Origin of the sequence: Nonomuraea sp. NPDC052116 (assembly GCF_040680035.1) — a bacterium.
Lineage (GTDB): Bacteria > Actinomycetota > Actinomycetes > Streptosporangiales > Streptosporangiaceae > Nonomuraea > Nonomuraea angiospora_A.
This window is the reverse complement of record NZ_JBFAWA010000005.1, coordinates 199,005-212,196: the sequence shown is the minus strand read 5'-3', so window position 1 is coordinate 212,196 and position 13,192 is coordinate 199,005. Positions and strand designations below refer to the sequence as shown.

Annotated in this window: 14 protein-coding genes; 6 read left to right on the top strand and 8 right to left on the bottom strand. The window is 70.5% G+C overall.

Annotated elements, in window-relative coordinates:
- The 3 genes from AB0L65_RS11270 to AB0L65_RS11260 all read right to left on the bottom strand — a co-directional run bounded on the left by AB0L65_RS11270 (window position 1) and on the right by AB0L65_RS11260 (window position 1,402).
- Window positions 1-555 (bottom strand): TetR/AcrR family transcriptional regulator, encoded by a 555-nt coding sequence (locus tag AB0L65_RS11270; protein WP_364243317.1) that lies wholly within the window; start codon window positions 553-555, stop codon window positions 1-3.
- A 19-nt stretch (window positions 556-574) separates the two neighbouring features.
- Window positions 575-1,048 (bottom strand): nuclear transport factor 2 family protein, encoded by a 474-nt coding sequence (locus AB0L65_RS11265; RefSeq protein WP_364243314.1) that lies wholly within the window; start codon window positions 1,046-1,048, stop codon window positions 575-577.
- A 171-nt stretch (window positions 1,049-1,219) separates the two neighbouring features.
- A complete protein-coding gene (locus AB0L65_RS11260; RefSeq protein ID WP_364243312.1) occupies window positions 1,220-1,402 on the bottom strand; it encodes a hypothetical protein in 183 nt (60 codons plus the stop codon).
- A gap of 204 nt (window positions 1,403-1,606) precedes the next feature.
- On the opposite strand from AB0L65_RS11260, the gene AB0L65_RS11255 reads away from it, so the two are divergent.
- From AB0L65_RS11255 to AB0L65_RS11245, 3 genes are all read left to right on the top strand, one after another.
- Window positions 1,607-2,077 (top strand): SigE family RNA polymerase sigma factor, encoded by a 471-nt coding sequence (locus tag AB0L65_RS11255; protein ID WP_364243310.1) that lies wholly within the window; start codon window positions 1,607-1,609, stop codon window positions 2,075-2,077.
- The gene (locus AB0L65_RS11250) at window positions 2,074-3,408 is read left to right on the top strand and encodes a hypothetical protein (protein ID WP_364243307.1); all 1,335 of its coding nucleotides are present in this window, start codon (window positions 2,074-2,076) and stop codon (window positions 3,406-3,408) included. Before AB0L65_RS11255 ends, AB0L65_RS11250 begins: the two co-directional genes overlap by 4 nt.
- 217 nt (window positions 3,409-3,625) lie before the next feature.
- The gene (locus AB0L65_RS11245) at window positions 3,626-3,805 is read left to right on the top strand and encodes a hypothetical protein (RefSeq protein WP_364243304.1); all 180 of its coding nucleotides are present in this window, start codon (window positions 3,626-3,628) and stop codon (window positions 3,803-3,805) included.
- Here AB0L65_RS11245 and AB0L65_RS11240 read toward each other — a convergent pair.
- From AB0L65_RS11240 to AB0L65_RS11230, 3 genes are all read right to left on the bottom strand, one after another.
- Window positions 3,802-4,725 carry a hypothetical protein gene (locus tag AB0L65_RS11240; protein WP_364243301.1) on the bottom strand — a complete coding sequence of 308 codons (924 nt, stop codon included), beginning with the start codon at window positions 4,723-4,725 and terminating at the stop codon, window positions 3,802-3,804. The genes AB0L65_RS11245 and AB0L65_RS11240 overlap by 4 nt on opposite strands.
- Window positions 4,726-4,736: 11 nt before the next feature.
- Window positions 4,737-5,180, bottom strand: coding sequence for an RNA polymerase sigma factor (locus AB0L65_RS11235; protein ID WP_364243800.1), 444 nt, complete (start codon window positions 5,178-5,180; stop codon window positions 4,737-4,739).
- Between the two features lie 145 nt (window positions 5,181-5,325).
- Window positions 5,326-5,934 carry a TetR/AcrR family transcriptional regulator gene (locus AB0L65_RS11230; protein ID WP_364243298.1) on the bottom strand — a complete coding sequence of 203 codons (609 nt, stop codon included), beginning with the start codon at window positions 5,932-5,934 and terminating at the stop codon, window positions 5,326-5,328.
- Window positions 5,935-5,998: 64 nt separating this feature from the next.
- Here AB0L65_RS11230 and AB0L65_RS11225 point away from each other — a divergent pair, with 64 nt between their 5' ends.
- Complete coding sequence (locus AB0L65_RS11225) at window positions 5,999-7,006, top strand: ATP-binding cassette domain-containing protein (RefSeq protein ID WP_364243295.1); 1,008 nt, start codon at window positions 5,999-6,001, stop codon at window positions 7,004-7,006.
- The gene (locus tag AB0L65_RS11220; RefSeq protein ID WP_364243292.1) at window positions 7,003-7,851 is read left to right on the top strand and encodes an ABC transporter permease; all 849 of its coding nucleotides are present in this window, start codon (window positions 7,003-7,005) and stop codon (window positions 7,849-7,851) included. The genes AB0L65_RS11225 and AB0L65_RS11220 overlap by 4 nt, the downstream gene beginning before the upstream one ends.
- Before the next feature lie 16 nt (window positions 7,852-7,867).
- On the opposite strand, the gene AB0L65_RS11215 is transcribed toward AB0L65_RS11220, so the two are convergent.
- Both AB0L65_RS11215 and AB0L65_RS11210 read right to left on the bottom strand, forming a co-directional pair.
- Window positions 7,868-10,687, bottom strand: coding sequence for a BTAD domain-containing putative transcriptional regulator (locus AB0L65_RS11215; RefSeq protein ID WP_364243289.1), 2,820 nt, complete (start codon window positions 10,685-10,687; stop codon window positions 7,868-7,870).
- Between the two features lie 441 nt (window positions 10,688-11,128).
- Window positions 11,129-11,812 carry a TetR/AcrR family transcriptional regulator C-terminal domain-containing protein gene (locus AB0L65_RS11210; RefSeq protein WP_364243286.1) on the bottom strand — a complete coding sequence of 228 codons (684 nt, stop codon included), beginning with the start codon at window positions 11,810-11,812 and terminating at the stop codon, window positions 11,129-11,131.
- A 112-nt stretch (window positions 11,813-11,924) separates the two neighbouring features.
- Here AB0L65_RS11210 and AB0L65_RS11205 point away from each other — a divergent pair, with 112 nt between their 5' ends.
- A complete protein-coding gene (locus tag AB0L65_RS11205; protein ID WP_364243283.1) occupies window positions 11,925-13,076 on the top strand; it encodes an NAD(P)/FAD-dependent oxidoreductase in 1,152 nt (383 codons plus the stop codon).
- Window positions 13,077-13,192 lie beyond the last annotated feature (116 nt).

The following is a 13,192-nucleotide window of genomic DNA, read 5'->3' as shown; positions in this document are numbered from 1 at the left end:
TCATCGAGCGGCGAGGACATGCGCCCACGGCTCGTCGATGTCGGCCAGACCCAGCACGGCGACCACGTTGTCGAGCATTCCGGCGCCGAACCAGTGCCGCACGGCGTCGTCGTCGCCCAGCAGTTGCCGAACGGTGTCAACCTGCTTGGCGTAGCACCGACGCACGGCCTGCCCAACCAGCGGCTCGCCGGCGGCACAGTTCGCGTGCATGAGGAAACGCAGGATGGTCCGGTCCGCGACGAGCGCGGCGTAGGCGTCGCGCGCCGCATCCAACGCCGCCTCGGGCTCCGGCCCGGCCCCACCCGACGCCGACGAGTGCGCGACCAGCGTTTCGGTCATCACGACGGACACGTGGTCGACCGCCGCCGCGAACAGCGCTTCCTTGTTCGGGTACAGGCGATAGAGATACGGCTGAGAGATGCCGACCCGGTTGGCTATCTCGTGCGTCGTCGTACCGTAGAAGCCCTTCTGGGCGAAGCAATCGATCGCGGCGGCCATGATGGCCGGACGTCGTTCGTCGCTCTTTGTGCTGGTGCCGGCGGCGGGCATGGGCATCAGTTAAACATGGCTCCCCTCAGCCTCCAAAAGTCACGCTGAGGTCAGGGTCGGACGGCACGTCGGGGGGTGTGAGTGCCTCGATCGCTACCAGCGGGTTCCAGTAGTCCAGGTAGTGGGTGATGAGCGCGTCGTCATCGGTCCGGACGACGGAGATGCACCTCTGCTGGTACGGCTTGCCGGTCGGCCGTGCGGTGCCCGTCGAGCGGAACTCGGCGATCACGAGACTCGGATCGACCGTCTCGTGGAACACCAGGTCGACGAACTCGATGTCAAAGGTCTCGGGAAAGCTCCTCATGTGCGCGAGCAGTGCGTCCCGCCCCGTTACCCGTCGGGACACGCCGGCCGGCGCGAACGGGAACTCGAGCACCGCGTCCGGGGCGAACAGCGCCACCCACTCGTCCGTGCGTCCTGCGGCGGTAAGGCGCAGGTGCTCGGCCACGGTGTGCTGGGCGGCGGCGCGGCGGTCGGCGTCGTCTTCCTCGGCTGCCATATCGACTCCTAGGTTAGTGATTGACCTATAACTTACCAGGACGCAGCAGCCGCGTCGGAACCCTGGTGCCTGGCATCACGAGGAAGTAGCGGGAGGACGGGGCATCCGCCGCAGTTTCGACCCAAGGTCTTGGACCTGTGAGTCCCCCGCTCTGATGGTGTGGCGCTCAACTCACAAAAGCTGTGCCCGAACGAATCCGGCCAGCAGTACGGCGAAGCCGCCGACCTCACCGACGATCAGAGAGACCATGAACGCGCTCGTGCCGCGTACGGGATGGCGAAACTGATTGTCAGTGTCGCGACGCCGGCCGTGGTGAACATAGGTCCCGATCGCGGCCACGAAGAAAAAGATCATGACTCCCGCCGCCGCCAGGTTGGCCGACGACGTCCACATAGGGGTGGGCCACGTGGTCCGCCGAGGTGGCCATCTGGCGGTATTTCCATACGCCCACGCTGTTCCGCGCCCCCTTCCACCATGCCGCGCGGACTCGAACAGGTACGCGATCATTTCGGGTGAGGATCTTTGCAACAGAGCGAGCGGCTCATGCGTCCCGGTGGTGTGGAGTTTGAAGACTTCGTCCGGACCAGGGGATCAGCCCTGCTCCGCTACGGCTACGTGCTCACCGGCAACGCCGAGGACGCCGCCGATCTCGTCCAGGAGGCTCTGCTCAAGGTGAGCGACACCTGGAGCCGCGTACGCAACAAGGACAGCCCCGAGGCGTACGTGCGCACGACCATGGCCCGCCAGCACATCAGTTGGTGGCGCAGGCGGCGCAAGGAGCACGTAATCGACGAGGTCCCGGAAGGGGCCCACCACGACACCCACACCTTCGGCGAGCTCTGGAAGGAGCTCGCCACGCTGCCCAGGAGGCAGCGGGCCGTGCTGGTCCTGCGGTACTACGAGGACCTGCCGGATGACGAGATCGCCGCGATCCTCGGCATCTCTCGGGGAACAGTGCGCAGCCAGGCGTTCCGGGCGCTCGCCACGCTCAGGATCAGGCCCGCTGTGCTCGAAAGGGGACGCACATGAGATCGGGAGACGAGCAGAGGGCCGGCATGAAGACGGAAGGTGATCTGGTGGGGGCGCTGCGGCAGGCAGCCGAGCAGGCTCCGGAGCCCGACCTGCTCGCCGGGGTCGGCGAGCGCAGGAGCCGGAGGACCAGGCGGCGCGCGCAGTTGCTGGCGGCGGCCGCGGTGGTGGTCGTGGTGGGCGCGGGTACGGCCGCCACCAAGGGGATCCTCGTCAGCGGAGGCGGCGAAGGCATCGAGACGGCTGCCCAACCCTCAGCTGAGGAAGATCGCGGGGCGGTCGCGGAACCCACGATCACGGTGACTCGTCGGCTCGGTGAGGGGCACGAGACGGCCCAACCCACGACCACCACGACCGTGACGGCGACGCCCAGGGGTCCCGCGGGCATGCCCGTCGGCAGGCTGTGGCCGAAGGCGCTCTTCCAGATGCCCGCCAAGAACGCCGACGGCTGGCGCTACCGCCCGGTCACCGGGATCAACGCCACCGAGGTGCTGCTGATGGCGGAGTCCTCGTTTGAAAAGGCCGGAAAGATCGAGATTTATGACACCAAAACCGGCAAGGCGCGGCTGGTCACGAAGGTGCCGGCGACCAAGGGCTTGAAGAAGTACTACCCGCAGAGCGCCACGACCGACGGCACGAACGTCGCCTGGTACGCGACCGGCACGGACAAGAACCAGAACAGGGTCGCGGAGATCTGGTGGGTCCCTCTGTCCGGCGGCAAGGCGCAGAAGATCTACACGACGACCGAGTACGCCATCAACGCCATCGGACTCGACGGAGATCAGGTCGTCTGGTCGGCCGTGCAGGGCGGGGTGCAACAGAAACCGCTCCTGGGCAGCACCATCGAGCTGCTGAGCGACGAGAACCTGCACCTGATCCACTGGCCCTGGGCCAGTGACATCGGTGACGGGCCCGACACCCTGGAGGCCAACCAGACGAAGATCGTCAACCTGGCCGAGGGCACGGAGACCAGGATCACCGTCAAAGCGGGCACGACGGGCCTGCGATGCGGGCCGACCTGGTGCCACGGCCGCCTGGACGACAGGGGCATCATCCAGCGCCCCGACGGAAGCGGGTTCCGCAGGCTGCCAGGGGCCGGGTTCATGGGCGGGCTCTCCCCTTACCCCATTCTCGACCGCTTCCTGCAGTCCGGGGACACCGTGTACGACCTGAACACCGGCAAGCAGGCCGCGATCACGAGAGTCGGCGACTGGTGGGGCGTCGGCACCTCGTCGGAGGCCAGCACGATCCTCTACTGGGGCGTCACCAAGGAGCAGAAGCCGGCCAGGTACTGGGTGCTGAACTTGGCAGCCGTCCCGCCCGAGCAATAGCGTTCCGAACCGCGGACCTTCGCGAACGTACAGGAACTCAAGGCGGCCGTCGGCGAGACCTTCGGCCCGCCCGAGTGGCCCCGACGGTCTCGGCCGCCTTGACCGTCGGGGAGTCGACGCACCTGGCCATGGGCGGTTCCCCGCGTCCGGCCATGATGCGTAAGCGTCCGGTGAGCCGTTCGGGCAGCCCACTCCGCATCAGTCAGATTCGACGGATATGACGGTGCCGCACCGCATGCGCTGGCCGGCGCTCGGTGCGATCGGGGCGTCCTCGTCGGAGACGGCGATCGACTGGCTGATGCGGGCGCTGGATCTCCGTACGATCGAGCTTCAGGCCGTGGCCGGGATGGCGCCGGCGGAGCTCGACCTGGAGCGCGCCATCCTCGCCCCACGTTAGGGGCGGGCCCGGTCCAGGTCGAACGCCACGCCGGCCAGGCGGATCGTGCGCACCTTCGGGTCCTTGATCAGCTCCCGCAGCTCGCGGACCGAGCTGAGCTGGTCCACATAGCCGTAGGCGAGCCCGGCCTCGGCCGCCTTGCGCAGCCGGTCCAGGGACAGGTCGAAGGAGCGCAGGTTGGCGTTGTCGTGGTCACGCAGCAGGCCGGCCCATTCGCGGAACCGCGGCAGGCCGCCGCCGCACGCGTCATCGGTCATGTCGCCGCCCTTGCCGAGGTCCATCCCGTCGGCCCAGTAGTCGAAGCCCCAGGTGATCGGGAGGGAGCCGGGTCTGCGCTCGTACACGACCCGTTCGGCGCAGGTCCGGTACTGCTTCACGAACGCCTTCAGCCCGGCCTCGCCGAGCGGCTGCTCGAACTCCACCACCGCCAGCGTGCTGAGGTCGGCGGGCAGCCGGGCGAGCACCGCGCGCACCTCGTCCTTGGTCGTCAGCGTGGTGCCGAGGTCGAACAGGGACTGGGAAAGCCTGGTGTTGGCGGTGTGGCCCAGCGGCAGGCGGCCCACGCGGCCGAAGAAGTCCTGGCTGAGCGTGTACGACTCGCTCCCGACCGGCCAGGCCCCGACCGGCCCCAGGGGACGCGCGGCCACCTCGAACGACATCGAGACGGGCGTGGTCTGGCAGCAGGAGCCGATCGTCACCGCATAGGCCGGGTTGTAGATCTGGAAGGCGGTGCCGAGTACGGCCTGCATGCGGCGTTCCCGGTCGCCGCGGGTCTGCACCAGGGACGAGCCCTCGGTCGCGGCCACCGCGAGCAGCGCCAGCACGGCCAGGACGATGGCGACCGTCCTGAACAGTCCCCGCCGGACCGCGCGCCGGGTGCGCTTGGGGTCGAAGTCCGGCAGGTCTGGCATCTCAGGCATCTCGGGCATGTTCATGGGTTCTCCTGGTAAAGGTCGGCGAAGGCGGCCCTCGCCCGCCACACCGCGGTCTTGATCGAGTTGTGGGACCTGCCGGTCATCGCGGCGACTTCCACCATGGAGAAGCCTTCGAAGTAGACCAGTTTGAGCAGCCGGCACTGCTGCTCGGGCAGCCGCTCGAGCGCGTCGCGCACGTCGAGCGATTCCACGTGCAGCGGTGGTACGCCCAGTTCGTCGGGGTCGGGGAGGGCCAGCTCGCGGCGGCTTCTGCGGACGTGATCCAGCAGGGTGTTGCGCGCGATCGTGAGGAGCCAGGCCGCCGCGTTCTCCCCGCGCCAGCCGAGCAGTGCCCTGGTCGCCTTGATGAACGTCTCCTGCGCCAGATCCTCGGCGAGATGCGGATCACGGGTCCTGCGCAGGAGGAACCCGCACACGAGCGGCCAGTGCTCGCGGTACAGCTCCTCGATGATGTCGCCCCCCGAACGGTTTCGATTGTCACGTCACATGCAGACGCGACCGGGGCGGGAATGGTCACACGGCTTGCCGGCCGGAGGTCCGTTCTACGACCCGTCGGCCGTACGGAACCGACCCACCGCGCACGTCCTAGCGGTTCGCAGGCGGCCGGACGCAGAGACGCAGCGTGCTCTCCAGGCACAGGGCCGCCGCCTCGTCGGCGGTGAGGTGGCCGTCGGCGAGTTCCGCCGCGGCGGCGTGCTGGAGTCCGATGACGGCGGCGGCGAGCCAGGCGGCCGGGGGTGCCGGGTCGAGGTCGCCCGTGTCCTGGCCTCGCCGGATGAGCCGTTCGAGGCGCGGTGGCACGACGTCGTGGGGGTCGTTGCTCTTGGGCCGGTGGACCGAGGTCGTGGTGGGGTCGAGCAGGAGGGGGTAGCGGCTCAGGAACCGCCAGCCGGCGTCGAGGAACCGGGCCAGCGCGTCGGCGGGCGGCGCGGTCTCGAGGCCGGCGGCGTCGAGCAGGGCGGAGTATTCGGCGGCGGCGGTCTCGATGAGGGCGTCGATGAGGGCGTCGCGTGAGGGGAAGTGCGCGTAGACGGTCTGGCGGCTGACGTTCGCCGCGGTGGCGATCTCTTCCATGCTGGCGTCGGGTCGCTCGCCGAGCGCGACGCGGGCCGCGTCGAGGATCGCGTCGATGCTGCGCCGGGCGTCGGACCGGCGACGGCGGGCGGGCCTGGCGGGGTCGAGTGTGTCGGCCATCGCAGCGATGATATCCGCTCGGCATAACCTTGACAATCTGTAAGAGATAAATAAGTCTTACGGCATGTCAAAGAACAGCGCGGTTGGGGAGCAGCCGGCGATCGAGGCGTACGGCCTGGTCAAGGTCTACGGCGAGAACCGGGCACTGGACGGGATCGACCTCACGGTCCGGCGCGGTCAGGTGTTCGGGTTCCTGGGCCCCAACGGGGCGGGCAAGACCACCACGATCCGCATCCTGGCCACCTTGACCCGGCCCGACGGCGGCACCGCCCGCGTCCTCGGCCACGACGTGATCGGCGAACTGGACGCGATCCGCGCCCGGGTGGCCGTGACCGGCCAGTTCGCCGCCCTGGACGAGGACCTGACCGGGTACGAGAACCTGACCGTCCTCGCCCGCCTCCACGGCCTGCCCCACGCCGCCGGCAGGCAGCGGGCCGACGACCTGCTGGCCGCCTTCGACCTGACCGGCGCGGCCGGCCGCCCGGTGGGCGGATACTCAGGCGGGACGCGCCGCCGGCTGGATATCGCGGCCAGCCTGATCGTGACCCCCGACCTGCTGTTCCTCGACGAGCCGACCACCGGGCTCGACCCGCGCAGCCGTACCCGGGTCTGGGAGCTGGTCCGCCAGATCGCCGCGGCCGGCACCACGGTGCTGCTCACCACCCAATACCTCGAGGAGGCCGACCAGCTCGCCGAGCAGATCGTGGTCATCGACCGCGGCCGGATCGTGGCCGAGGGCACCAGCGCCCAGCTCAAATCCCGAGTCGGCTCGGGCACCCTGCGCGTCCGGCTCCTCGACGGCGAGCAGCGTCCGCGAGCGCGGCAGATCCTGGCCGCCGCCCTGAACGGGACGGTCCGCCTGGCCGCCGACCCGCTCTCCCTGTCCATGCTGCTCGCCACCCCGGCCGACGCGACGGACGTGGGCCGGCTGGTCGGGCACGCCATGACCCGGCTCGCCGACGCCCGGGTGGGCGTCGCCGAGGTCGCTCTCGGACAGCCCAGCCTGGACGAGGCTTTCCTCGCCCTGACCGGCCACCCAGCCACCACCGACCACCAGGACGTGAACGTATGAGCACACCGGCCGCCGTCACGCGCCCCGCCACGGCGCAGACCTCCCCGATCGACATCCTGCTCGCCACCGGCCGGCAACACCGCCGCGCCGGGGCGCTGGCCGCCTCCGCGACCTTCGGCCGGCGAGCCATGCTCAAGATCAAGCACGACCCCAAACAGCTGGTGGACTCGATCGCCATCCCGATCCTGTTCACCGTGCTGTTCACCTACCTGTTCGGCGGCGCCGTCAGCGGCTCGACCGGCGACTACCTCACCTTCCTCCTGCCCGGCACGCTGAGCATGAGCATCGCCATCGTCACCATGTACGGCGGTGCCCGGCTCGCCAAGGACGTGACCACCGGAGCCTTCGACCGCTTCCGTTCGCTGTCCATCTGGCGCGGCGCCTTCGTGCTCGGCGGCCTGCTCAGCGATGCCGCCCGTTACCTGTTCGCCTCCGGCATCGTGGTGGTCCTCGGGCTGATCATGGGCTACCGGCCCGAGGGTGGCGCACCTGGCGTGCTCGCCGCCGTGGCCCTGATCGTCGCCTTCGGGCTCTCCCTGTCCTTGCTGTGGGCCGCGGTCGCCCTGCTCGTGCCCGATCCGGCCGTCGTCATCAGCATTGCCAACGTCGTGCTGATGCCGCTGTCGTTCGCCAGCAACATCTTCGTCCAGCCCGGCACCATGCCCGGCTGGCTCCAGGCCTTCGTCGAGGTCAACCCGCTCAGCCACGTCGCCGCCGCGGCAAGGGGCCTGATGAACGACGCCGCCGGCACCGGGGGATCTCTCGTCTGGTCGCTCATCGCGACCGCTGCCATCGCCGCGGTGTGCGGGCCGCTCGCCCTCCACCTCTACAACAAGCGGGGCTGACGCGCCGGGCGCGTGGTCAGGGGCCGCCGCGGCAGGAGCGTCTGACGCCTCTCTCGGCGCCCACCAGGTCGGGCATGTCGAGGCAGAGGAGCTTGTAGCGGATCTCGTCGGCCGTCGACGGATCGACGACCTCGTCGACCAGGTCCAGGGCCTGTTGCCAGGAGTCCCGGGCCGCGTCATGGTCGCCGGCCTCGCGGTGGCTGTCGCCGAGGTGGCGCAGGGTGCCGATCTCGTTGTAGCGGTCGCCGACGTCCCGGTAGAGGGCCAGGGCGTGCCGGTAGTAGACGATGGCCCGGTCGTAGTCGCCCATCCGGTGCAGGGCGTAGCCGAGGCCGTCCAGGACACCAGCGTCGCCGTAGCGGTTGCTCAGGCCGTTCAGCTTGATCAAGGCGTCCTGGAGGTACGTGGCGGCCCGGCAGTCCTGGTCCAGCCTGATGTGGGTCCAGGCGAGCGCGTGCAGCATGCTGGCCTCGCCGGCGGGGTTGCCGGTGGCCGCGTACAGGGCGAGCGCCCGTTCGGCCTGCTGGATCGACTCCTCGTACCGGCCGACCTGGTCGAGCAGCCACGCGTGGCTGCGGTGGGCGGTGGCCAGCCCGGCCAGGTCGCCCAGCTCCTCGTGCAGCTCCAGCGAACGCCGGATGCCGGGCCAGGCCACGTGATAGTCCCCGAGCCGCGCGGAGGCGCGGGCCAGCGCCCGATGCAGGTGCGCCTGCGCGGTCCGGTGCCCCAGCCGCTGGGCGGCGGCGAGTCCATGGCGCTGTACGGTCGCGCAGTCGCGCCAGTGTCCCTGCTGGTCGAGGAAGCGCTCCAGCGCCCAGGCCAGTTGCCAGCTGTGCGTGTCGAACCCGTCCTGGGCCGCCAGCTCCACCACGGACATCAGCACGGGGTGCTCGGCCGTGAACCAGGCCAGCGCCTGCCGGTCGTCATCGAACTCCGGCACGGGCCGGCCCAGCTCCGGCCGCACCCAGAACGGCGCGAACTTCCTGCAGGCCCCGTGCGCCTGCTGCGTGTAGTGGTCGAGCAGCCGTCCTACGGCCGCGTCCCGATCGTCCTCGGAGTCCGCCACGAGCTCGGTCGCGTACGCGCGCAGCAGATCGTGCGCGGCGTACCGGCCGGGGGCGTGCTCGGTGAGCAGGCTGGCCCTGGTCAGCTCGTTCAGCGCACGCCGTACGGGCTCGCCCGCGAGGGCGGAGGCCGCCCCGGCGCTGATATCAGGCCCCGGATGCAGCGCCAGCAGCCGGAACAGGCGGGCCGCTTCCGCGCTGAGCGACCGGTACGACCACGAGAACACCGCCCGCACGTCGACGGCCGGATCGCCGTCCGCGAAGGCGTCCAGCGTCGCGGGCGTCCCGCGCAGCTCGGCGGCGATCGCGGACAGGGGGAAGACCGGGTTGGCGGCGGCGCGGGCGGCCACCACGGCCAGGGCCAGCGGCAGGCCGCCGCACCGTTCGACGATCTCGTCCACCGCCTGCGGCTCCCGCGCGACCCGCTCCTCGCCGAGCCGCCGGGCCAGCGACTCCCGGGCGTCCTCGGCCGGGAACAGGTCCAGCGTCATCGGCAGCGCCCCCTCCGTCGCCAGCAGGCCCGGCAACCGGTCCCTGCTGGTGATCAGCACCAGGCAGCCGGGGCTGCTGGGCAGCAGCGGGCGTACCTGCTCGGCGTCGCGGGCGTTGTCCAGCAGGATCAGCACCCGGCGCTTGGCCAGCAGGCTCCGGTACAGCCCGACCTGCACGTCCACCGCGACCGGGATCCGGTGCGGCGGCACGCCGAGCGCCTCCAGGAAGCTCCTCAGGGCCTCGGCGGGGTCCATGGCGGAGCCCAGGCGGTCGAAGCCGCGCAGGTTCACGTACAGCTGGCCGTCCGGGAAACGGTGGGCCACCTGGTGCCCCCAGTGAACCGCCAGCGTCGTCTTGCCGACGCCCGCCATGCCGCCGATGGCGCTGATCACGACCGTTCTCAGCGCGTCGCCGTCGAGCAGGGCGAGGGCTTTGGCCAGGTCGGCCCGCCTGCCCGCGAAGACGGCGAGATCGGCGGGCAGCTGCGCGGGCCGCACCACCGTGTCCGCAGCGTCCGTCGCGAGCCCGTCGGCGGCCTCGGTCAGTACGCGCTGCTGGGCGGCGCGCAACTCCTGGCCCGGTTCGACGCCCAGCTCCTCGGCGAGCTCGTCCCGGACCGCCTGCCAGGTGTCCAGCGCCTCGGCCTGGCGGCCGGTGGTGGCCAGGGCGAGCACCAGCCTGGCCTGGAGCCGCTCGTCCAGCGGATGCCGGGTGGCCGCCGCCCTCAGCGCGGGCAGCAGTCCGACCATCCCGCCGTGCTCCAGCGCCACGTCGGCCGCCTCCAGCGCGACCATGATCCGCTCCTGCTCCAGAGCGGTGAACACGGGCAGGGACCGCACCTCGGCCGGAATGCCCGCCGCCGCCTCCCCCTGCCATACGGCCAGCGCCTCCGCGTAGAGCTCCACCGCCTCCGCCGGGGCGGCCGAGCGGGCCTGCCCGGCCAGGTGGCGGAAGCGCAGCAGGTCGAGCGTGCCGGCGTCGGCCTTCAGGCGGTACCCGCCCGCGCCCCGCAGCAGCCAGCCGCCCTCCGCCCTGGGCGGCAGCCCCGGTTCCAGCAACCGGCGCAGGTTGCCCACGTACCTGTGGACGACGTTGATCGAGCTGGACGGCGGGTCCTGCCCCCAGAGGACGTCGACCATCTCGTCCAGGCTCACGGGCCGTCCCGCGTACGCCAGCAGGAGGGCGAGCAGGGCTCGTTGCTGCGGAGGACCGGAGTTCAGCTCGACGTCTCCTCGCCAGAGGCGCACAGGCCCCAGCACCGCGAACCGCATCCGTCGCATCCCCCTCCGCCGACTCTGACATTGGGGAGTATTTTTAACCGGCCATGCAATCGGATTGCAGCGGGCTGAACGCCCCGAGGGCTCTCAAGACTCATGTTTCGGACGAGCCAGAGCTGGGGAATGGTTTGCGGGGTAATGTGGCTGTATGAGGGGTATGTCCGAATAGCCGGTTGGGAATGTGCGCTCCAGTCCGTCGACCGCTCCGTCGCATTCTCGAAAGGAGCGAATCATGATCTTCCCGAGTTACATGTCAGCTGCGAGGATCTTGCCCGTGGCCATGGAGCCCCCTGGGCCCAATCCGCTGGGGCCGAAGAAGAGGATCAACAGCGACAGCAGCAGCCGTTCCAGCCGCCGCCGCAGCCGCCGTCGCCGTTGAGCGAGGCGTAGTGCAGACCCTGATGACGACCTGGCCGCCAGTGGCCAGGTCTTCGTCTTTCGCGGTCATTTACGGCGTTCGTGGTCGAGTTCGTTGAGGATCCCGGCCAGGCCCAGCTCGAAGCGGCGGGTGAGGACGGGGGCGCCGGTGAGTTCGTCCGCCACGGCCGTCACGTGGGGATAGCGATCGGCGGGCAGTTCGCGTAGGAAACGGGTGATCTGGGCGAGGCGGGCGGGGTTGTCGGGGCCCTTGCCGAAGGCGATCTCCTGACCGGCGAAACCGGTGACGTAGAACAGCAACAGCAGGTAGCCGTAGCTCGACAGCCGGTTGTCGAACCCGGCCTGGCGCAGGACGCCGATGATGTGGTCGGCCAGCCGTAGCCCGTTCGGCCCGAAGGGCACCCTGCCCGGCAGGAGCCGGGTGGCCGCGGGGTGGGCGAGGAGGACCTGGCGGAGTTCGAGCCCGATGCCGGCCAGCCGCTCGGTCCAGGGGCGGTCGTCCTCGGCCGGCAGCCGGCACTTGCCCAGGACCACGTCGATCAGCAGGTCGAACAGCTCGTCCTTGCTGCGTACATGCCAGTAGAGCGACGGCGACTTGATGTCGAGCGCCACGGCGAGCTTGCGCATGCTGAACGCGTCGAAACCGTGTTCGTCCAGGAGGTCGAGGGCCGCCTGGGCGATCTGGGCGCGGTCCAGCCTCGGCTCGGTCTCCTCGATGCCACCGGGAAAGCCGGGATCTTGACGTGCCATGCGCGAACTCCTCCGTCTGCCACGCACCAATCTAGCAGTGCAAGGCAGTCCCTAGCGATGTTAGAGTCTCCCTCGCACTGCTAGGGAAGGCTCAACGGGAGGACCGCGGGACATGCATGTGATCGTCATCGGTGCGGGGCTGGGCGGGCTGTGCCTCGCACAGGGGCTCCGGCAGAGGAACATCAGCGTCGCCGTGTACGAGAGCGACGAAACCCTGACCTCGCGGCAGCAGGGCTACCGCATCCACATAGACGAGCACGGCGACCGGGCCCTGGCCGCGAACCTGCCCGAGCGGCTGCACCGGTTGTTCCGCGCCACGGCCGGGCTGCCGCGTACCAGCACGCCTGTCTTCGACCACCGGCTTGAGCGGCTCACGGTCCTGGAGCCGTCCGACGACGGCGTGCACCTGGCGGTCGACCGGCTGACGCTGCGGCGGATCCTGCTCTCCGGCCTGACGGACACGGTCCGGTTCGGCAAGCGGTTCACGCACTATCGCACCGGCTCTGACGGCCGCGTCACCGCGTACTTCGCCGACGGCGGCACCGCGACCGGTGACGTGCTCGTGGCGGCGGACGGCGTCAACTCCCCGGTGCGCAGGCAGTACCTGCCGCACGCGCGCGTGGTGGACACGGGCCTGCGGCAGCTGTACGGCAAGGTGCCGCTCACGGCGCGGACCCGCGAGCTGTTCCTGGACGACATGTTCGCCGTGTTCACCCCGATCATCGGCCCGGACGGCAGCTTCGTCGGCGTCGCCCCGGTGGAGTTTCCCGAGCCCGTGCCGGCCGAATCAGGAGTCACCCAGGACTACATGACCTGCTCCTTCGGCGCCCGCCGCGAACTCCTGCCGCCCGACGACGAACTGCGCGCCATGTCGGGGACCGAGCTGCGCGCCCTGACCCTGCGGGCGATCGAGGACTGGCACCCCCGGGTCCGGGCGATCATCGACCACTGGGACACCTCCACGGTCTTCGCCTTGGTGCTCCGTACCAGCGTGCCGATCGAGCCCTGGCCGGCCGCCAACGTCACGCTGCTCGGGGACGCCATCCACGCGATGAGCCCCGCGGGCGGGATCGGCGCGAACACCGCCCTGCGCGACGCGAGCGCGCTCACCGCCGCCCTCGGCGCGGCCGCCGCCGGCCGGCCGCTCCTCCAGGCGCTGGCCGAGTACGAGTCGGCGATGACGGCCTACGGCTTCGCCGCCGTACGCGCCTCCGCCGAGAACGGCCACCGCCTGCTCGGCCAGGACCCCCTCCCCGCCGCCTGAGTGGCGCGTTCTCCGGCGATCTGGCTGGTGATCCGGGAGCACTGCGGGCGCGCGCACGTCGCGATCCGCGGGCCGGAGACGAGGCCGACCACGGTGGACATGAGCCCGGACGGATC